The sequence below is a fragment of the Natronomonas sp. genome (genome assembly GCF_028274965.1).
Taxonomy (GTDB): domain Archaea; phylum Halobacteriota; class Halobacteria; order Halobacteriales; family Haloarculaceae; genus Natronomonas.
The window spans coordinates 54,535-72,136 of sequence record NZ_JAQCNO010000018.1 but is presented as its reverse complement, the minus strand read 5'-3'; the positions used below and the strand labels follow the sequence as shown (position 1 = coordinate 72,136).

At 68.6% G+C, this 17,602-nt stretch carries 19 protein-coding genes; 12 read left to right on the top strand and 7 right to left on the bottom strand.

Annotation, left to right across the window (positions count from 1 at the left end; genetic code table 11):
- Window positions 1-65: 65 nt before the first annotated feature.
- Genes Q0916_RS03485 through Q0916_RS03475 form a run of 3 tightly spaced genes read left to right on the top strand, consistent with a single transcriptional unit; the run spans window position 66 to window position 3,850 of the window.
- A complete protein-coding gene (locus tag Q0916_RS03485; protein ID WP_299234427.1) occupies window positions 66-581 on the top strand; it encodes a LutC/YkgG family protein in 516 nt (171 codons plus the stop codon).
- Entirely contained in the window at window positions 578-2,782 is a 2,205-nt protein-coding gene (locus Q0916_RS03480) for an LUD domain-containing protein (RefSeq protein WP_299234425.1), read from the top strand. The genes Q0916_RS03485 and Q0916_RS03480 overlap by 4 nt, the downstream gene beginning before the upstream one ends.
- A gap of 48 nt (window positions 2,783-2,830) precedes the next feature.
- A complete protein-coding gene (locus tag Q0916_RS03475) occupies window positions 2,831-3,850 on the top strand; it encodes a threonine aldolase family protein (protein WP_299234423.1) in 1,020 nt (339 codons plus the stop codon).
- Between the two features lie 40 nt (window positions 3,851-3,890).
- On the opposite strand, the gene Q0916_RS03470 is transcribed toward Q0916_RS03475, so the two are convergent.
- Entirely contained in the window at window positions 3,891-4,076 is a 186-nt protein-coding gene (locus tag Q0916_RS03470; RefSeq protein ID WP_299234421.1) for a hypothetical protein, read from the bottom strand.
- Window positions 4,077-4,259: 183 nt separating this feature from the next.
- Between Q0916_RS03470 and Q0916_RS03465 the strand changes: the two genes are divergently transcribed.
- From Q0916_RS03465 to Q0916_RS03440, 6 genes are all read left to right on the top strand, one after another.
- Window positions 4,260-4,664 carry an NADH-quinone oxidoreductase subunit A gene (locus tag Q0916_RS03465; protein ID WP_299234419.1) on the top strand — a complete coding sequence of 135 codons (405 nt, stop codon included), beginning with the start codon at window positions 4,260-4,262 and terminating at the stop codon, window positions 4,662-4,664.
- Window positions 4,661-5,350 carry an NADH-quinone oxidoreductase subunit B gene (locus Q0916_RS03460; RefSeq protein ID WP_299234417.1) on the top strand — a complete coding sequence of 230 codons (690 nt, stop codon included), beginning with the start codon at window positions 4,661-4,663 and terminating at the stop codon, window positions 5,348-5,350. Before Q0916_RS03465 ends, Q0916_RS03460 begins: the two co-directional genes overlap by 4 nt.
- Window positions 5,347-7,032, top strand: coding sequence for an NADH-quinone oxidoreductase subunit D (locus tag Q0916_RS03455; RefSeq protein WP_299234416.1), 1,686 nt, complete (start codon window positions 5,347-5,349; stop codon window positions 7,030-7,032). Before Q0916_RS03460 ends, Q0916_RS03455 begins: the two co-directional genes overlap by 4 nt.
- Window positions 7,033-7,043: 11 nt before the next feature.
- Complete coding sequence (locus Q0916_RS03450; protein WP_299234493.1) at window positions 7,044-8,099, top strand: complex I subunit 1/NuoH family protein; 1,056 nt, start codon at window positions 7,044-7,046, stop codon at window positions 8,097-8,099.
- Window positions 8,099-8,560, top strand: a complete 462-nt coding sequence (locus Q0916_RS03445; RefSeq protein WP_299234415.1) for a NuoI/complex I 23 kDa subunit family protein — start codon at window positions 8,099-8,101, stop codon at window positions 8,558-8,560. Before Q0916_RS03450 ends, Q0916_RS03445 begins: the two co-directional genes overlap by 1 nt.
- A gap of 392 nt (window positions 8,561-8,952) precedes the next feature.
- Window positions 8,953-9,123 (top strand): DUF202 domain-containing protein, encoded by a 171-nt coding sequence (locus tag Q0916_RS03440; RefSeq protein WP_299234413.1) that lies wholly within the window; start codon window positions 8,953-8,955, stop codon window positions 9,121-9,123.
- Between the two features lie 39 nt (window positions 9,124-9,162).
- On the opposite strand, the gene Q0916_RS03435 is transcribed toward Q0916_RS03440, so the two are convergent.
- The 3 genes from Q0916_RS03435 to Q0916_RS03425 all read right to left on the bottom strand — a co-directional run bounded on the left by Q0916_RS03435 (window position 9,163) and on the right by Q0916_RS03425 (window position 12,330).
- Complete coding sequence (locus Q0916_RS03435; protein ID WP_299234411.1) at window positions 9,163-9,519, bottom strand: helix-turn-helix transcriptional regulator; 357 nt, start codon at window positions 9,517-9,519, stop codon at window positions 9,163-9,165.
- Window positions 9,520-9,605: 86 nt separating this feature from the next.
- A complete protein-coding gene (locus tag Q0916_RS03430; protein WP_299234408.1) occupies window positions 9,606-11,201 on the bottom strand; it encodes a spermidine synthase in 1,596 nt (531 codons plus the stop codon).
- 181 nt (window positions 11,202-11,382) lie between these two features.
- Window positions 11,383-12,330 (bottom strand): hypothetical protein, encoded by a 948-nt coding sequence (locus Q0916_RS03425; protein WP_299234405.1) that lies wholly within the window; start codon window positions 12,328-12,330, stop codon window positions 11,383-11,385.
- Window positions 12,331-12,438: 108 nt separating this feature from the next.
- Here Q0916_RS03425 and Q0916_RS03420 point away from each other — a divergent pair, with 108 nt between their 5' ends.
- A complete protein-coding gene (locus tag Q0916_RS03420) occupies window positions 12,439-13,335 on the top strand; it encodes a DUF6293 family protein (RefSeq protein WP_299234402.1) in 897 nt (298 codons plus the stop codon).
- 34 nt (window positions 13,336-13,369) lie between these two features.
- Here the strand turns inward: Q0916_RS03420 and Q0916_RS03415 are convergent, their stop codons facing one another.
- Window positions 13,370-14,635, bottom strand: a complete 1,266-nt coding sequence (locus tag Q0916_RS03415) for a hypothetical protein (protein ID WP_299234399.1) — start codon at window positions 14,633-14,635, stop codon at window positions 13,370-13,372.
- Between the two features lie 187 nt (window positions 14,636-14,822).
- Here Q0916_RS03415 and Q0916_RS03410 point away from each other — a divergent pair, with 187 nt between their 5' ends.
- A complete protein-coding gene (locus Q0916_RS03410; RefSeq protein WP_299234398.1) occupies window positions 14,823-15,383 on the top strand; it encodes a hypothetical protein in 561 nt (186 codons plus the stop codon).
- Window positions 15,384-15,454: 71 nt separating this feature from the next.
- On the opposite strand, the gene Q0916_RS03405 is transcribed toward Q0916_RS03410, so the two are convergent.
- Together Q0916_RS03405 and Q0916_RS03400 are read right to left on the bottom strand one after the other, a co-directional pair.
- On the bottom strand, window positions 15,455-16,117 hold the full coding sequence (locus Q0916_RS03405; RefSeq protein ID WP_299234397.1) for a metal-dependent hydrolase: 663 nt from the start codon (window positions 16,115-16,117) through the stop codon (window positions 15,455-15,457).
- Window positions 16,117-16,779 carry a hypothetical protein gene (locus Q0916_RS03400; RefSeq protein ID WP_299234394.1) on the bottom strand — a complete coding sequence of 221 codons (663 nt, stop codon included), beginning with the start codon at window positions 16,777-16,779 and terminating at the stop codon, window positions 16,117-16,119. Before Q0916_RS03400 ends, Q0916_RS03405 begins: the two co-directional genes overlap by 1 nt.
- A 101-nt stretch (window positions 16,780-16,880) precedes the next feature.
- Here Q0916_RS03400 and Q0916_RS03395 point away from each other — a divergent pair, with 101 nt between their 5' ends.
- Window positions 16,881-17,585: a helix-turn-helix domain-containing protein gene (locus tag Q0916_RS03395; protein WP_299234393.1), complete on the top strand. Its 705-nt coding sequence runs from the start codon at window positions 16,881-16,883 to the stop codon at window positions 17,583-17,585.
- Window positions 17,586-17,602: the final 17 nt, after the last annotated feature.

Below are 17,602 nucleotides of genomic sequence, written 5' to 3'. Positions count from 1 at the left end.
CGCCGTTGTGCTGTGGGCAAAAGGTGCAAGTAACCGCGAGTCCAATCGGGGTCAACGGGGCCGATATGGCAACACAACGCACCGAACCGGCGCGCTACGACCGGTTCGAACGGACACTCGAGGAGTACGGCGTCGGCGTCAGGCGGGTCCGGCCGGCGGCGGTCCGGGAAACGATCGAGTCGCTTCGCGTCGGATCGGCCGTGGGAACGCCCCTCGACATCGAGGGGGCGGCGCTGCCCGAGTCCGTGACGACGGGGCCGACCACCGCCGAACTCGAGGCCGCCGAGACGGGCGTCACGTCCGCGTCGCTCGCGATCGCGGAGTACGGAAGCGTCGTGCTCCGGGCGACGGCCGAGGGCAGCGAGCCGATCAGCCTGTTTAACGATCGCCACGTCGTCGTCCTCCGGGAGGGCGACATCGTCCCCGACATGGCGAGCGCCTTCGAGTGGTTCGGCGAGGAACTGCGCGAGACCCGCGACTCGGCGATCATCGCGACCGGCCCCTCGGCGACGGCCGACATGGGGGCGCTCGTCCAGGGCGCACACGGCCCCAAGGAGGTGGAGGTGATCGTTGTCTCATGAGCGGGAAGTCGCGGGGCTCGCAGGCCGAGCGGATCAGAGACGTCATGGACGCCGAGGGCGATGCGGTCGCGACGAACACCCGCGGGTTCAACGCGGGCCGCTACGAGTCGGTCGGAAAGCTCGACGACTACGAGGCGCTGAAAGACCGGGCGCGCGAGATCAAGGAGGACGCCATCGAGCGGCTCCCCGAGCTGATCGACGACGTGGCCGAGGCCGTCGAGGAGAACGGCGGAACGGTGTACATCGCCGACGACGCGGCGGACGCCAACCGCTACATAGCGAGCGTCTGCGAGAGCGAGGACGCCGACCGCCTCGTCAAGAGCAAATCGATGACGAGCGAGGAGATCGAGATCAACGAACACCTCGAACGCGAGGGCGTCGACGTCGTCGAGACCGACCTCGGCGAGTGGGTGCTTCAGCTCGCCGAGGAGGCCCCGAGCCACATCGTCGCGCCGGCGATCCACAAGTCGCGCGCGGAGATCGCGAAGCTGTTCGAGGAGCGGTTCGACCCCGACGAGGAGCTGGAGTCGGCCGAGGAGCTGACGATGTTCGCCCGCGAGCGGCTCGGCGAGCTCGTCCGCGACGCCGACGTCGGGATGACGGGCGCGAACTTCGTCACCGCCGACTCGGGGACGATCGCCCTCGTCACGAGCGAGGGCAACGCCCGGAAGTCGGTGACGGTACCGGACACGCAGATCGCGGTCGCGGGCGTCGAGAAGATCGTACCGCAAATCGAGGATCTGCACCCCTTCGTCGAACTGATCGGCCGCTCGGGGACCGGCCAGGACATCACCAGCTACGTGTCGCTTTTCACGCCGCCGATCAACTCGCCGAGCGTCGACTTCGAGGACACCGACGCCGTCATCGAGGGGACCGGCGAGGACCGGGAGTTCCACCTCGTGTTGATCGACAACGGCCGGATGGCGATGCGGGAGGACGAGGACCTCCGGGAGACGCTGTACTGCATCCGCTGTTCGGCCTGTTCGAACACCTGCGCGAACTTCCAGTCGGTCGGCGGACACGTCTTCGGCGGGGAGACGTACTCCGGCGGGATCGCGACCGGGTGGGAGGCCGGTATCAGCGGCCTCGATACGGCCGCGGAGTTCAACGACCAGTGTACGGGCTGTTCGCGCTGCGTGGAGGCCTGCCCGGTCGGGATCGACATCCCCTGGATCAACACCGTCGTCAGAGACCGGATCAACGACAGGACGGACGTCGACGCGGAGTTTCTCGTTGAGGGGCTCACCCCCGACACCGAGCGGAGCGGTCCGGGGATTCAAAAACGGCTGTTCGGGAACTTCGAGACGCTCGCCAAACTCGGCAGCGCCGTCGCGCCGGTTTCGAACTGGGTGGCGAACACGCCGCCGGCCGCCCGGGCGCTCGAGGCGGTCGCGGGCGTCGATCGCCGGCGGCCGCTGCCCTCCTTCAGCCGGCGGACCTTCGTCGAGTGGTTCGAGAGCCGCGACGCGGTCCCCCCGGCCGACCCGGACCGGAAGGTCGTCGTCTACCCCGACATCTACACGAACTACATGGATGTCGAGCGCGGCAAGGCCGCCGTCCGGGCGCTGGAGGCGCTCGGCGTCGAGGTCCTCGTGCCGCCGGCCTCGGGGTCGGGGCGGGCGCCGCTGTCGCAGGGCATGATCGACACCGCCCGGCACAAGGCGGAGACGGTGAGCGAGGAGCTGGAGCCGTACCTCGAGGCCGGCTACGACCTCGTCGTGATCGAGCCGAGCGACGTCGCGATGTTCACCGGCGAGTACGAGCGGCTCCTCCCCGAGGCGGCCTTCGAGTCCGTCGCGGAGAACACCTACGAGATCCTGGAGTACGTGTACGGGCTCGTCTCGAACGGCGCGGACGTCGATCGGCTCCGACACGCCGACGGCGAGACGACCGTCGCCTACCACAGCCACTGCCAACAGCGGACGATGGATCTGGCGGCCTACAGCCGGACGATGCTCGAGCGCTGCGGGTACGACGTCGAGACGAACGACGTCGAGTGCTGCGGGATGGCCGGCTCGTTCGGCTACAAGAGCCAGTTCTACGAGCAGTCGATGGACGTCGGGGAGAACCTCGCCGGGCAGATCCGCGAGGCCGACGCCGACGTGATCGCGGCCAGCGGGACGTCCTGTCTCGATCAGATCGACGACCTCCTCGAGGAGAAGCCGAAACACGTGATCGAACTGCTCGCGCCGGCGGAGTGAGCGCCCGCAGGGGAGAACCCTTATTTCCGGACCGTCCCGCTTGGTTGTATGATCGATCTGCGGAGCGACACGGTTACGAAACCCTCCCCGGAGATGCGGTCGGCCGCGGCCGAGGCCGACGTCGGCGACGACGTGTACGCCGAGGACCCGACGGTGAACGAACTCGAAGCGCGGGTCGCCGGCCTGTTGGGCATGGACGCCGCGCTGTTCGTCCCCTCGGGGACGATGGGCAACCAGATCGCCGCCCGGGTCCACACCGAGCGCGGCCAGGAGGTCATCGTCGAACGCGAGAGCCACGTCTACAAGTGGGAGTTGGGCGGGCTCGCACAGCACGCGAGCCTGCAGGCCCGGACGGTCGACGGCGGCGAGCGGGGCGTCGTGACGCCGGAGGCGATCCGGTCGGCGGTCGTCGAGGCCGACGATCACCGCCCCGGGACGGGGCTCGTCTGTCTGGAGAACACCCACAACAGCAAGGGAGGACGGGCCATCGCCGCCGACGCGATCGACGCCGCCGCGCGGGCGGCCGACGAGGAGGGCTGTGCGACCCACCTCGACGGCGCGCGGCTGTTCAACGCCGCGACGGCGCTGGACACCGAGCCGGCGCGGCTGACCGAGGGCGTCGACTCGGTCACGTGCTGTCTCTCGAAGGGCCTCGGCGCGCCCGTCGGATCGGTGCTCGCCGGCGACGAGGCGTTCATCGAGGCCGCCCGCCGGGTCCGCAAGCTGTTCGGCGGCGGTATGCGGCAGGCGGGGCTCGTCGCCGCACCGGGGCTCGTTGCGCTCGAGAACCGCGAGCGGCTGGCGACCGATCACGACAACGCCGCGCGGCTGGCCGAGGGCCTGGCCGAACTCGAGGGGCTCGCCGTCGAACCGCCGGAGACCAACATCGTCCTCTGTGAGCCCGACCGATCGGCCGAGGCGTTCCTCGAACGCTGTGAGGCCGCCGGCGTCCTCGGCGTTCCGTTCGGCGAGGGGCGGGTGCGGTTCTGTACGCACCTCGGGGTCGATCGCGACGACGTCGAAGCCGCGATCGACCGGATCGGCTCTCACGGCGGGGCGGGCGGGTGAAAGCGGGCGTCCTCGACGGAACGGACTGCCCGCGAGCCCGCTACCGGTCGCCGCGCTTGCCGTCGCGGACCCCCTCGGAGAAGCTCAAAAGCGTCTTTCTGAGGAACAAAAACAGCGCGAAGACGACGATCAGGATCAGCGTGATGATGCCGACGAGAACCGGGTCGACGCCGAAGCCCATCGACAGCGACGAGCGGAGAGCCGCCGGGGCCGTCGTCGGGGTCATACCTGGCTCTAACGGTGCCACGACAAAGGCGTTTCGGCCGACGGCGGCGGGGCGTGTGAGCTGACACCGCCGGACGGCGACGCGACCCGGACCGTCCGCTGACGCGGGCGGCTGACCCCACGATCGCGGGACTCAACAACCCTTATTAGGCTGAGTTCCGAATCTATCGTTGTTACAGACCGCATGAGTGATCCATGGATCGCCGTCGGGGCGCTGGCGTTCGTCGGGCTCGCGATCCCGGTCTCGATGATCGCCGTTTCGAGCCTCCTCCGGCCCAGCGTGCCCGAGCAGGGGAAACGCGCCGTCTACGAGTCCGGCGAGGTCCCGACCGGCGACACGCGCATCCGGTTCAACATCCAGTACTACATGGTGGCGTTGCTGTTCGTCGTCTTCGACATCGAAACGGTGCTCGTCTTCCCGTGGGCGCTGATCTACAGCGACGCCGTCGCCGAGTTCGGTCTCGTCCGCGTGTTGGGGCCGATGCTCGTCTTCCTCGTCGTGCTCGTCATCGGCCTCGGGTGGGCGTGGCGCAACGGCGCCGTCCGGTGGATCAAGAGCGATCGTGCGGAGATCAAAAGCCAACTATGAGCAGCGAAAGCGAGAAACTCCACGACACAGTCTCGACGCAGGACGCCCGGATGGGCGACGGCGTCGACAGCCGGTTCAACTCGAAGCTCCGCGAGGCGTTCGGCTCGACGCCGTTCATCCTCACGAAGTTCGACAAGTTCATGAACTGGGTTCGCGGGAACTCGATGTTCATGCTGCAGTTCGGGATCGCCTGCTGCAGCATCGAGATGATCCACACGTACGCGATCAAACACGACCTCGATCGCTTCGGTGCGGGCGTTCCGCGGGCGTCGCCCAGACAGGCCGACGTGATCATCGTGCCGGGCACGATCGTCTCGAAGTTCGCCCCCAGGATGAAGCGCGTCTACGACCAGATGCCCGAGCCGAAGTTCGTCGTCGGGATGGGCTCGTGTACCATCTCCGGGGGGCCGTTCCAGGAGGGGTACAACGTCATCAAGGGTGCCGAGGAGGTCATCCCGGTCGACATCCACGTGCCGGGGTGTCCGCCCCGGCCCGAGGCGCTCATCTACGGGATCGCCAAGCTCCAAGAGCGGATCAGAAACGGCGAGACATCGCCGGTGACCGTCAAGCCGTACGAACTCGAGGAGTTCGGCGACCTCGAACGCGACGAGTTGGTCCGGCACCTCGCCGATCGGATCGACGAGGACGACCTCGTCATGCGGTACAACTGGGCTGATTCGCCATGAGCTTAGAGGAGCCCGACCCGCGATCGAGAGACGTCGGCGAGACCCCCGAGGGGACCGTCGATTACGACGCCCTCGAGGCGCTGCTCGGCGAGACCGCCCTCGATCGGGAGGAACACGTCAACGCGACGGCCTTCGTCGTCAGGCCCGACGAGGTCCAAGAGGCGCTGAACGCGCTCAGAGACGAGGCCGGCTTCGATTACCTCTCGAACGTCACCGCCCAAGAGTACGCCGACCGCTACGAGTCGATCTATCACCTCAAGAAGTACGACGACCCGACCCAGGAGGTCGGCGTCGTCGTGCCGACGGTGACCGACGCGCCGGTGAGCCAGACCGCGGAGCCGGTGTACCGGACCGCCGACTGGCACGAGCGGGAGGCCTACGACCTCGTCGGCATCGAGTACGACGGCCACCCGGACATGCGCCGGATCCTGCTGCCGGAGACCTGGCAGGGACATCCCCTCGGGAGCGATTACAACCCCGAAAAGCCGCAGGTCGTCCCGTTCCGGGAGCACGCGAACCCGCTGCAGCCGGATTCGCGCGGCGAGGGCGCCGAGTCCGACACGATGTTTCTCAACATCGGCCCCCACCACCCGGCGACCCACGGCGTTCTCCACGTCAAGACCGTCCTCGACGGCGAGCAGATCGCGGACGTCGAACCCGACATCGGGTACCTCCACCGCTGTGAGGAGCAGATGTGCCAACAGTCGACGTACCGCCACCAGATCATGCCCTACCCCGATCGGTGGGACTACGTCTCCGCCGGCATCCTCAACGAGTGGGCCTACGCGCGGGCCGCCGAGGACCTCGCCGACATCGACGTGCCCGAGTACGCCCAGGTCATCCGGACGATGTCCGCGGAGCTGTGTCGCATCTGCTCGCACATGCTCGCACTCGGGACGTTCGCGCTGGACGTCTTCGGCGACTTCACCGCCGTGTTTCAGTACGCCTTCCGTGACCGCGAGGTCGTCCAGAACATCCTCGAGGAGCTGACCGGCCAGCGGCTGATGTTCAACTACCTCCGGCTCGGCGGCGTCGCCTGGGACATCCCCGAGCCCCGCGAGGACTTCTTCGAGATGGTGCGGGACTTCCTCGATGGGCTCCCGGAGAAGACCACGGAGTACCACAACCTCATCACCTCCAACGAGATCTTCCAGGTCCGGTGTGTCGACACCGGCGAGTTGCCGCCGGAGACCGCAAAACAGTACGGGGCGACCGGCCCCGTCGCCCGCGGCTCCGGCGTCGACATCGACCTGCGGCGAGACGACCCGTACGGCTACTACGAGGAGCTCGATTGGGACGTCGTCACCGAGGACGGCTGCGACAACTACAGCCGCGTCCTCGTTCGGATGCGCGAGGTCGAGGAGTCGGCGAAGATCATCGAGCAGTGCGTCGACCTGCTCGCCGAGTGGCCCGAGGACGAACGCGAGATCCAATCGAACGTCCCCCGGACGCTGAAACCGGACGCCGACGCCGAGGTGTACCGCGGCGTCGAGGCAGCCAAGGGCGAACTCGGGATCTACATGCGCTCGGACGGCACCGACACGCCCGCGCGGTTCAAGATCCGGAGCCCGTGTTTCTGTAACCTCCACACGCTGCGGGAGATGACCGAAGGCGAGTACGTGCCGGACCTGATCGCCTCGCTCGGCAGCCTCGACATCGTCCTCGGGGAGGTCGACCGCTGATGGGCCTCGCCATCCAGGGCGCACCGCTGCCCGAGCGGATCGTTGAACTCCTGCCGTTCGGCTCGGGCCCGCTCGGGACGGCGATCGCCGCGCTCGTCGGGGCCGCGATCGTCGGCACGCTGATGATGACGATGACGGCCGTCGCCGGCCCGTGGGCCAAACGGAAGGTGACCGCCGCCTTCACCGACCGCTACGCGGTCAACCGCCTCGGTCCGTTCGGCCTGTTCATCATCGTCGCCGACGCCGTCCGGCTGCTCTCGAAGGAGCTGATCGTTCCCGACGGCGTCGACCGTCCGGCCTGGGACCTCGCCCCGGTCGTGTTGGCCGCCTCGGCGCTGTTGGGCTTTGCCGTCATCCCGATGGGCAGCGGGATCCATCTGGCGGACCCCGAGGTCGGGCTCGTCTACGTCTTCGCGATCGCCTCGATCGCCTCGGTCGGGCTCGTGATGGCCGGCTACGCCTCGAACAACAAGTTCTCGCTTCTGGGCGGGCTGCGGGCGGTCGCACAGAACCTCGCCTACGAGATCCCGCTCGTGTTGATCGCCGTCTCCGTGGTGCTTTTCACCGGATCGCTACAGATGAGCGAGATCGTCGCCGCGCAGGCCGAGCCGCTCGTGACGCTCGGCGCGGTGTCGATCCCCGCGTGGTACGCCTTCGTCAACCCCTTCGCGTTCGTGCTGTTCTTGATCGCGAACCTGATGGAGGTCGGCCGGAACCCCTTCGACATCCCCGAGGCGCCGACGGAGATCGTCGCCGGCTACCAGACCGAGTACTCGAGCGTGTACTTCGTGTTGATCTACCTCGGGGAGTTCCTGCACATCTTCCTCGGCGGGGCGGTCATCGCGACGCTGTTTCTCGGCGGACCGGCCGGCCCCGGCCCCGAGAGCATCGGGCTCGTCTGGTTCCTCGTGAAGATCTGGGCCGTCTACCTGTTCACCCAGTGGGCCCGCTCGGCGCTGCCGCGGCTGCGGATCGACCAGCTCATCGAGGTGGGCTGGAAGGGCATGCTCGTGCTCGCGCTCGCGAACCTCGTACTCACGGCCGTTATCGTTGGAGTGATCGCCTAATGATCGGAATGCTCAAATCGATGGCAACGACGATGAAACACGCCCTGGACGGCGAGAAGTTCACCGTCCAGTACCCCGAGGAGACCCCCGAGGTCTCCCCGCGGTTCCGGGGCGTCCACAAGTTCTCACAGGAGCGCTGCATCTGGTGTCGCCAGTGCGAGAACGTCTGTCCGAACGACACGATCCAGATCGTGATGGACGACAAGCGCAACGGCGAGCAGTACAACCTCCACGTCGGACAGTGCATCTACTGTCGGCTCTGCGAGGAGGTCTGTCCGGTCGACGCCATCCTCCTGACCCAGAACTTCGAGTTCACCGGGGACACGAAGGACGACCTGGCGTACAACAAAGAGCAGCTGAAGAACGTCCCCTGGTACAACGACATCGACCCTCTCGCGGCCAGAGAGCCGGACCGGAGCGGCTGGGTCGGCGAGGGCGAGGGCGAACTCGACTACCAGTAGCGCAGGCGTCCCGCGGTTAGGGACTCGGGGGCGGTATGCAATCAGATCAGCCGGAATCAGCGCTCGAAACAGTCCGTACCGCCAGGTGTCTTGCCCCGGTAGGGTAGTGCAGAAACGGCCCCCTCGCGGGTCGGCCCCGGAGCGCCGGCGTCGGCTCCCGAGCGCGGCCGTACCGAACACACATGTCATCGGAACGGAACCCACGGCCGGACGCGGACCTGTCGACCGCGACCGCAGCGTCAGGTTCGGGTTCGGGTTCGGAGCCACAATCAGCCTCAGCTTCAGCACCGGTCTCGACCCGGACCACGTCGGCGTCGGCGCCCTCAGAGGCGGCCCCAGCGGAGCCGGACCCCTCGCCGGGCGCTCGCTCGTCGTGGGGCGCTCTCGTCCCGGTGTGTCTGAGTCTCCTGTCGGTCGCAACGGGGATCGCCCTGTTCGGCGCCGGCGATCCGCCGACGGGCGCGCCGGTTCCGCCGGTGGCCGTCGTCTTCGTCGCCGCCGGCGTTCTGTTCTGGGTCGTCGCGTCGATGGAGTACGTCGAGACGGACCCCTCGCGGCTCTGAGAGCCCGCGGCTCCAAGGGGCGGTTCAGGTCGGCACCGGTCAGTACTCCTCGTAGGCCAGGTTCATGACCCACTGCGAGAAGGCGTCGCTCTGTGGGTCGATCTCCTCGTCGCCGACGAACGGCGAGAGCATATCACCGGCCATCAGCAGCGAGAAATCGAGGTCGCGGGGGTCGAGAACGGGCGTCACGAGGTAGGTGTTGTGGCCCTCGTAGACGGTCTCGGAGCGCTCGATCAGCTCCAACTCCTCGAGTTTGTCGATGATGCGGCTGCCCTTCCGGGAGTCGATCTCGAGTCGCTTCCAGAACTCGCTTTGGTGGATGCCACCGGTCGTGCGTATCAGTTCCAACGCTTCGCGTTCGATCTCCGAGAGGTCGGCGTCGGCGGCAGTGCTCATCGTGTGATACTCGGCTAGCGAGCCTTTTAATTCCTGCGAGGCCGCCGTGACACCGCGCGTCGGGGGCCGGGCTCGACCGAGCGCGGTCAGCCGGTCCCGGTCCCGGTTCCGGTTCCGGTCGCCGTCGCGTTCGGCGGCGGGGCCTGTTCGATGACGTACCGCTGGCCGACCATGGGATCGAGCAGGCTGTCGACCGGCGCGCGGTCGTCCCGGAGGATCGGCACGTCGTCGGTCGGCTCGTCGCGCCGGTAGTTCTCGATCTCGCGTTCGAGATCGATCCCGATCTCCCGGTCGCGGTTCCGCGCCTGCAGTTGCGATTCCGTGACGGTCTCGGGGTTCTTTGTTGCGACGATTTCGATGTTCTGTACGACGCCCGGACCGGCCGTCGGGAAGCTGTACACCCGCGGGTAGACCTGCTCCATCGTCCGGTACTCGGCGCGATAGAACTCCGAGGCGGGGCCGTTCGGCGCGGCGATGAGGTTCGCAAAGAGGATCCCGTCCTCAGAGAGTCGCTCGCTCGTCAGTTCCATGAACTCGACCGTCGTCAACTCGAATGGGACCTTGTCCTTCTTGTAGGCGTCTAGGACGATCAGATCGTAGGTGCGGTCGGTCTCATCGAGGAAGCGACGGCCGTCGTCGTTGTAGATGTTGAGTCGCTCGGACTCCTCGACGCGGAAGTACTCCGTTGCGACGTCGATGACCTCGGGGTCGATCTCGACGACGTCGACGGTCGCGTTGTACTCCGAGACGAACCGCTTCGGCCCCGAGAAGCCGCCGCCGCCGACGAACAGCACGCGGTCGATCTCCTCGGGGTCCTCCGCGAAGAGATACGGCATGTGGAAGTACCGCGTGTACCCGAAGACGTGCCGGTCGGGGTCCTCGAGGTTCATCGCGCTGTGGCGCTGGCCGTCCAGGTACAGCGTCCGCGTGTCCCCGAGGTCCGTGACCTCGAGTTCCTGGTACGGGGTTTGGGTCTGGTAGACGACCTGCCCGCCCGAGGAGACGCCGACGGCGCCGCTGCCGATCGCGGCGATCAACAAGAGTCCGACGCCGATCGTCGCGAAGAAGGGCTCCCGATCGATCGACGGCAGCGAGATCGACAGCGCGGTCACGACGAGCACGGCGCCGAACAGAAAGCCGATCGCGTCGATGCCGAGGGCGGGGATGAGGAGAAACGTCGTCCCGAACGCCCCGAGGATGCTGCCGACCGTGCCGACGGCGTACACGCGGCCCGAGGCCTCGCCGACGGCCTCCGTCCCCGAGAGCTCGGCGGCGTAGGGGCTGATAAACCCGAGGAGGTACGTCGGCGGACCGAAAAGCAGCGTGACGGCGGGCAGCGAGGCGAACCGACCGGGCAGCGGGAACGCCGACCCGGCGCCCAACAGGATGTCGCCGGCGAAGATCACGAGCGCGACGTAGGCGGCGGTGCCGAGCAACAGCCACGAGAGGCGCTCGACGCTCGCCCGCTCGGCGGCGCGCTTGCCGCCGTAGTGGTACCCCAAGCTCAGCGCCGCCAGGAACACGCCGATGATGCTTCCCCACGTGTAGATGCTGCTGCCGAACTCGGGGGCGATCATGCGGCCCGCGAGGATCTCGAGCCCCATGCTCGCCACGCCGGAGACGAAGACGGCCAGCTCCGGCGCGGTGATCCGGCGGAGGGACCGAACCTGGGCGTAACTCATTCGCTGTCGCCTACGGGTAGCCGCCGATAAAAGCTGTCGACACGACGGTGCCGGCCCACTCCCGGTCGGGGCCGGCGAGGCCGGGGATGCTGGTCGACGTACAGTGCCTCCCGGACGGTCTGTCGTGACATCTCGTTCAGGATACGGGTTGGATACGACGATTGTGTTGGGCGGGGGCCTCCTACTTCCCGGTGTCGTCGGTCGGGGACCGGTCGCGTCTCACCCACATCCGAACGACGCCGACACACACCAACGCCCCGACGGCCGGCAGCACGACCAGGTGGGACAGTTCCCGGAACCGACGGACGAGAAGCGCAGAGGGCCCGACCGCCACGATCCGTGCGAGCGCGACCGGGAGGACGGCGACCGCGACCCCGGCCGCCGTTGCGAGCGACCACCCGACTCGCCGGGCACCGAACAGGGCGACCGCCGGGACTGTCGCGAGCGACCCGGCAACCACCGCAAGCGTGAGAGCGCCCCCGAGCGAGGCGAAGGTGTTCGGGCTGGAGACGACCACCGTCCGGTGGGTGTCGCCGTCGGCGACCACGAACAGGTCGGCGTCGGAGACGACCAACGCGAGCAGGCTGTCGGGTGTCGCGTCGAGTCCGTCCTCGAACGCCGAGGGGCGGTCGGTGTAGAACGCGGCCGCGCCGTCGGTCTCCGCCACGTCGAGCACCGTGCGTCCGTGCGGCGACAGGTCACCCCGCCGTATCTTGGCGGCGTCGGTCCTGTCCGCGATGTCGACCGCGACCGTCCCGCCGTCGGGACCCCCGACGAACCCCGCCGAAAAGACGTACACGGTGCCGTTGCGTTCGATCACCGTCCGGCTGGGTTCAGTCTGGTCGACGTCGAACTGCGGCAGGTCGTCGGGGTACGAGCCGAAATCCGTCGTGTTGTTCCCGTAGCTCCCGGACGCACCGAAGGTGACATTGACCGGTCCCGAGGCCGCGAGCGCGGTCCGGACGACCGCCTTCGCCTCCGGGGGGAGGTGCTCCCACTCGGTTGGACCGGTAGCGTCCACGACCACCCGGTACTCCGGGGGGACCGACCCGGAGAGCGCGGCGCCCGACACGAGCGCCAGGAGGCCTCCGGCGACCGCCGCGGCGAGGACGATACTGCGTCTGTCCATCCGTACGGGCCGGTGTGAGGCGTTCGATCGGAAAGCCCTTTTCGCCGCGGCGATCCCGTGGCCGGTGAGACTGGTGTTTTATCCGAACGCCGCCCGGTTGTCCCGGGTATGCAGACACACATCGTCCCGGTCGGGTTCGACTACGACCGACTGATCGCGCCGCTCGTCCGGGATCAACTCGACGTCGACCGCGTGGTCCTTCTGGAGGGCGCGGTCGGCAGCGAGGCCAACGTCGAGTACTCGCGGAACCTCGCCGCGAAGCTTCAGAAGGACTTCACGAACCTCCTCGGCGCCGAGACCGAGGAGTACGTCGTCGAGGACGTGTACGACTACGACGCCGCCTTCGAGCAGGCCTACGACCTGATCAACGGCGAACTCGACACCGGCAGCGAGGTCTGGGTCAACGTCTCGGCGATGCCCCGGACCGTCTCCTTTGCCTTCGCGACGGCGGCACACTCGATCATGGTCGAACGCGAGGGCGACCGCGATAGGATCCACACCTACTACACGGTCCCCGAGAAGTACCTCGAGACCGAACTCGCCGAGGAGCTGCGCGCCCAGTGTGAGCTCCTCGGGGAACTCCTCGAGGGCGACGTCTCCGAGGAGCGCATCGCGGATCGGCTCTCGAGCGGTCGGTCGCTGCTCGACGAGTTCGACGAGCGCGGCACCACGATCGGGGCCAAGCGGTTCGGCGACGGCCACATCATCGAGCTGCCGGTCGCGTCCTTCTCGAACGTCAAGCCGTTCGAGGAGCTCATCCTCTTTACGCTCGGCGAGCACGACGAGTTCGAGTCCGTCTCCGAGTTGGCACAGACGCTGGCCCGCGAGCTCGGCGAGGAGTACACCGACTCCTTCCGGTCGAAGGTCATCTACAACGTCGACCGCCTCGGCCCGGGCGGGAAGGGCTACATCGAACAGGACGAGCGCGGCAAGTCCTACCGGACGCGGCTGTCGCGGATCGGCGAACTGTGGGTCCGATCCCACACCGACGGGTCGGACGCCTGAGCCCCCCGGGATCGCACCGCGGTTCTACCCTGGACTACGGGCGGCGTTCCTCGTGGAACACGGTGACCCGGCCCTCCCGTGGGATGCGGATGTAGACGCTCATCTCGATCCGATCGGCCTCCGCGAAGACATCCCGACCGGGCAGTGACGCCCAGTCCAACCGGAGGCTCTCGTCGAGTTTCGCCACGACGCCCGATCTGGTATCGAACGCCTGACGCGGCCGGTACCGGTCGATGTACGCGTCCTCGCCGAACCACGCCGTGATGTAGAACTCGGAGTACGCGAGTTCGACCGTGCCGGGAAGCGCCGGACCGCGTGCGAGGCTGTAGGTCGATCCCAGGCTCGTCTCCGTGATCTCGAAGGCCCGGACCGCCTCGGCGTCGTCGCTCGCCCACCCCGGTTCGGACAGCCCCTCGAGGCCGTCGTAGGTGAACTCGACGTGGCCCTCCGTCGTGACCTCGAGTGTCTCGCGGCCCTCGTAAGTCAGCCGCGTCGCCGGCCCGGCGAGTTCGTACTCGACGGCGTGGATCGCGCCCGCCTCCGAGAGCAGCAGCGAAACGGTGCCCTCGGGGGTCGACTCGAAGCGGTACTCGGCGCGGGCCGTCGGCCACTGCCGGAGGTCGATCGGGTCGGAGCCGACGAGTTCGCCGACGTAGCGGGCGTAGGGCCGTTCGCCCTCGCCCTCGGTGACGATCCCGTCGAACGCGACCGAAGCGCCCTCGATCAGCGCCGGCACGGTGGTCTCGTCGAAGGGGTACCCCTCGGATCCGCCGGGGGAGTCGCCGGTCGCGCTGCGCCAGCGGCCGCCGCGGTCGGACTCGGCGTCAGAGGAGCGCGAGACGATCCGGTCGGGCGTTCGCCACCGCTCGATCTCGACGCTGTCGCGGGACAGCCGCTCGTGGGCGGTCCCCGCGTCGACGTCGTACCCGAAGGATAGCTCCGAGATCGGTTCGCCCTCGGGGTCGAACTCGTGTCGCTGCTCAACCCGGTATCTGTCCGTCGCCTCGAGTGTCTGTCGGGCCCCCGCGACGACCGTCTCCGTCACGAGCCCGTTCTCGTCGGCTCCGGGCGGGAAGTCGAACGACGGCGCGCCGTCGTCGGTGTCTGGGTCGGCGTCGGTGTCTGGGTCGGCGTCGGTGTCGGTGTCGCCGCCGTCCGATCCCCCGTCGCCGCCGCCGTTGGATGCGGTGTCTGCGGTCCCGTCGGGGCTCTCGCCGCCGCCGAGACAGCCGGCCGCGCCGAGGGCGGCGATGCCACCGGCGAGCGCGAGAAACCGACGGCGATCGGATGATCCTGTCATGACGCTTTCCGAGGGCGTTTCGCGGGCGGCCTCAAGTAGCCTCGTTCGGTATCGCCGGGTGAGTCGGGGACGACGCCCCGCGTCGGGCGACCGGAGGGTGGGCCGAAGACGGAGGCTGACGGCCGGAGGACCGAGGCGACGGGTCGGCCGGAAGCGTTTTGCGACGCGCCGGCGTCCGTTCGGTGGCATGTCCTCCCCAACGGACGCCGAGAGCCGCCCGTACGTCGAGAGCGCCGCCGCCGGCGTCGGGGCGTGGGTCCTTGGGTACCTCGTCACCTACCTCCTCGTCGCGACCGAGATCGAATCGTCCCCGCTCAACGACCTCATCGAGTTCTTCGGGGGCGACTCGGCGACGTACGAGCTCGTCGGGTGGGTGTTCTACAACGCCCACCTCGTCGACGTCACCTACACAGGGATCGACCTGTTCTCGCCGCCGCCGAGTTTCGTCGGCGGCGAGGACGGGTTCACGGCGCTTCTGTACGTCGTGCCGCCGGCGCTGTTGCTCGTCGGCGGCCTCGCGGTCGGACGGTACCGAGGGGTCACCGGAGCGAACGAGGGCGCTGTGGCCGGCGCGCTGCTGGCGGCGGGGTACGTCCTGCCCTCGGCCGCCGGCGCGTTCGTCTTCACCGTTTCCGTCGGCGGCGCTGCGGGGTCGCCGGATCCCCTCACGGCGGTCGTCGTTGCCGGGCTGTTCTACCCGCTCGTCTTCGGTGCGCTCGGCGGTATCGCCGCGTCGGTGACGGACTGAGCCGGGCGGGGGCGTCCGATCGCGGCCGAGCGCCGGATCACCGCGAGCGCCGGATCACCGCGAGCGCCGGATCACCGCGAGCGCCGCGGCGTCTGCAGCCGCTTTGCGAGAAGCGTACCGAGCGCGGTGACGACGAGATACAGCTGCCAGCCGCGGACGGCGATCGGGAACCGCCTGTCGACCGGTCCCGGGTCGGGCTCGTCGGACGGCTGTGCCGGGTTGTCGACGTGGGTTTCAGCCCGGGTGCCGCCCTGGCCGGCGTCGACGACCGTCGTCCCCGTGTCGGGATCCGCGGTGATCTCGACGAACGTCTGGACGAGCCCTTCGCTCGTCGAGAGGAACAGCTCCCCCTCAAGGGTGAAAAACCGATCGTAGAGCGGCCACAGGAGGTTGATGCCCTCCAGGTGGCCCCAATCGAGCGCGAGGTGTGCGAACGTGTGGACGAACAGCCCGACCCACGCGATCCGCACGCCGCGGGCCCCCCACCGCCCGCGAATAAGCGACTCCTCGCGGCCCGTCTCCCAGTAGAGCACGCCCGCGAGGACGGTGCCGTACACCATGTTGTGCAGCACGGTCCGGTGTGCGCCGTCGAACGCCAGCCCGAAGACGGTGTCGACCTCGGGGGCGACGACGACGGCCAAGAGCACGACGAGCGCGCGGCGGTCGTAGAACCGACCGAGCAGGCCGACACCGAGGACCAACGCGAGCGCCGCGTGGACGACCGAGGAGGGCATCACCGATCACCCCGCACGCGGTCGCCGCGCTCGATCAGCGCCTTCGCCGGGACCGCAGCGGCGGCCGTGAGGACGACGATCGCCTGCCAACCGGACTCGAGGAGCCGGAGCCGCCGCTCGCCGTCGCCGGAGTTGGAATCGGAAGCGGTGGGGGCGATCCAGGTGTCGACGCGGTGCGTGTCGACCGTCCCCGGCGTGGCGAGTTCGATCCAGCCCCCGCCGACGGCGGCGTACGTCTGGACGAGCCCGTCCTGCGTCGAGTACAACAGCCCGCCGGTGATCGCGTAATACCGGCCCGAAAGCGGGTACAACAGCGCGGCGCTCTCGGCGCTGAACGCGTCGGGGCCGATGCCGGCGATGGCGTAGGCGGCGACGGCGACCCAGGCGACGCGGGCCCCGTACCAGCCGTAGCGCGTCCAGAGCCACGAGCGCTCGCGGAGCGCGGTGTCGTAGTAGAGCAACGATCCGGCCGCGAGCGGGACGAGGACGGTGTGCAGCGTGGCGTTCGCGGCGCCGATACCCAGCGGCCCCAACAGGGCGTCTACGTCCGGCGCGGCGGCGGCGACGACGACGACAGCGAGCGAGCGCCGGTCGAACGCCGCCCCGAGCAGGGCGACGCCGACGAGCGCGCCGACGGCGACACTGAGGAGGGTCGGGGGCATACCCGAGGCGTCGTGCTCGACCGGCATAGCGTTGTCCCGGAAGGGCGAGTTGCACCGCCCGCCCCTGTACGCTTATGCCGGCGGCCGACGCACTCCGGGACATGCGCGAGCCACGGGCGGAACTCGCCGAGCGGATCGCCGGCGAGGTGACGCTCTCGGACGACCCGGGGGCAACGCTCCGGAAGTGGCGCGAGGAGTTCGACGTCACCCAGACGGCGCTTGCCGAGGAGCTCACGGTGTCGGCCTCCGTCGTTTCGGACTACGAGAGCGGCCGGCGCGAGAACCCCGGGATCGGCGTCGTCCGCCGGGTCGTCGAGGGGCTGTTGGCGATCGACGAGCGTCGCGGTGGCGACCGGGTCCGCCAGCACGCCCGGGTCGTCTCCTCGGGGTTCGATCAGGCGGTCGTACACGACCTCCGGGAGTACCAGGCGACGGTGCCGCTGTCGCGGTTCTACGCCTCGATCGACGCCTCCCAGGTGGTCGCGGGCGACGCCGAGACGATCGCGGGCCACACCGTCATCAACAGCGTCGAGGCGATAAAGCGGCTCTCGAGCGAGGAGTTCTACCGCCTGTACGGCCAATCGACGAACCGGGCGCTCGTGTTCACCGACGTGACGCGGGGGGAGTCCCCGCTCGTTGCGCTGCGCGTCGTCACCCCCACGCCGTCGGCGGTGGTCCTCCACGGGATCGAGGGCGACGCGCTCTGGGAGCACGCGCCGGCGCTTGCGAGCGCCGACGGGGTGTCGCTCGCGACGACGACGACGCCCCTGAAGGCGCTTCTGGACGCGCTCCGCGAGTTTCCCTGATAAAATAACGTTATCCG

What these genes read in the sequence shown, in the direction of transcription:
- Q0916_RS03485 (WP_299234427.1), top strand. Translation starts at nt 66, where the DNA reads ATGGCAACACAACGCACCGAACCGGCGCGCTACGACCGGTTCGAACGG.
- Q0916_RS03480 (WP_299234425.1), top strand. Translation starts at nt 578, where the DNA reads ATGAGCGGGAAGTCGCGGGGCTCGCAGGCCGAGCGGATCAGAGACGTC.
- Q0916_RS03475 (WP_299234423.1), top strand. Translation starts at nt 2,831, where the DNA reads ATGATCGATCTGCGGAGCGACACGGTTACGAAACCCTCCCCGGAGATG.
- Q0916_RS03470 (WP_299234421.1), bottom strand. Translation starts at nt 4,076, where the DNA reads ATGACCCCGACGACGGCCCCGGCGGCTCTCCGCTCGTCGCTGTCGATG.
- Q0916_RS03465 (WP_299234419.1), top strand. Translation starts at nt 4,260, where the DNA reads ATGAGTGATCCATGGATCGCCGTCGGGGCGCTGGCGTTCGTCGGGCTC.
- Q0916_RS03460 (WP_299234417.1), top strand. Translation starts at nt 4,661, where the DNA reads ATGAGCAGCGAAAGCGAGAAACTCCACGACACAGTCTCGACGCAGGAC.
- Q0916_RS03455 (WP_299234416.1), top strand. Translation starts at nt 5,347, where the DNA reads ATGAGCTTAGAGGAGCCCGACCCGCGATCGAGAGACGTCGGCGAGACC.
- Q0916_RS03445 (WP_299234415.1), top strand. Translation starts at nt 8,099, where the DNA reads ATGATCGGAATGCTCAAATCGATGGCAACGACGATGAAACACGCCCTG.
- Q0916_RS03435 (WP_299234411.1), bottom strand. Translation starts at nt 9,519, where the DNA reads ATGAGCACTGCCGCCGACGCCGACCTCTCGGAGATCGAACGCGAAGCG.
- Q0916_RS03430 (WP_299234408.1), bottom strand. Translation starts at nt 11,201, where the DNA reads ATGAGTTACGCCCAGGTTCGGTCCCTCCGCCGGATCACCGCGCCGGAG.
- Q0916_RS03425 (WP_299234405.1), bottom strand. Translation starts at nt 12,330, where the DNA reads ATGGACAGACGCAGTATCGTCCTCGCCGCGGCGGTCGCCGGAGGCCTC.
- Q0916_RS03420 (WP_299234402.1), top strand. Translation starts at nt 12,439, where the DNA reads ATGCAGACACACATCGTCCCGGTCGGGTTCGACTACGACCGACTGATC.
- Q0916_RS03415 (WP_299234399.1), bottom strand. Translation starts at nt 14,635, where the DNA reads ATGACAGGATCATCCGATCGCCGTCGGTTTCTCGCGCTCGCCGGTGGC.
- Q0916_RS03410 (WP_299234398.1), top strand. Translation starts at nt 14,823, where the DNA reads ATGTCCTCCCCAACGGACGCCGAGAGCCGCCCGTACGTCGAGAGCGCC.
- Q0916_RS03405 (WP_299234397.1), bottom strand. Translation starts at nt 16,117, where the DNA reads ATGCCCTCCTCGGTCGTCCACGCGGCGCTCGCGTTGGTCCTCGGTGTC.
- Q0916_RS03400 (WP_299234394.1), bottom strand. Translation starts at nt 16,779, where the DNA reads ATGCCCCCGACCCTCCTCAGTGTCGCCGTCGGCGCGCTCGTCGGCGTC.
- Q0916_RS03395 (WP_299234393.1), top strand. Translation starts at nt 16,881, where the DNA reads ATGCGCGAGCCACGGGCGGAACTCGCCGAGCGGATCGCCGGCGAGGTG.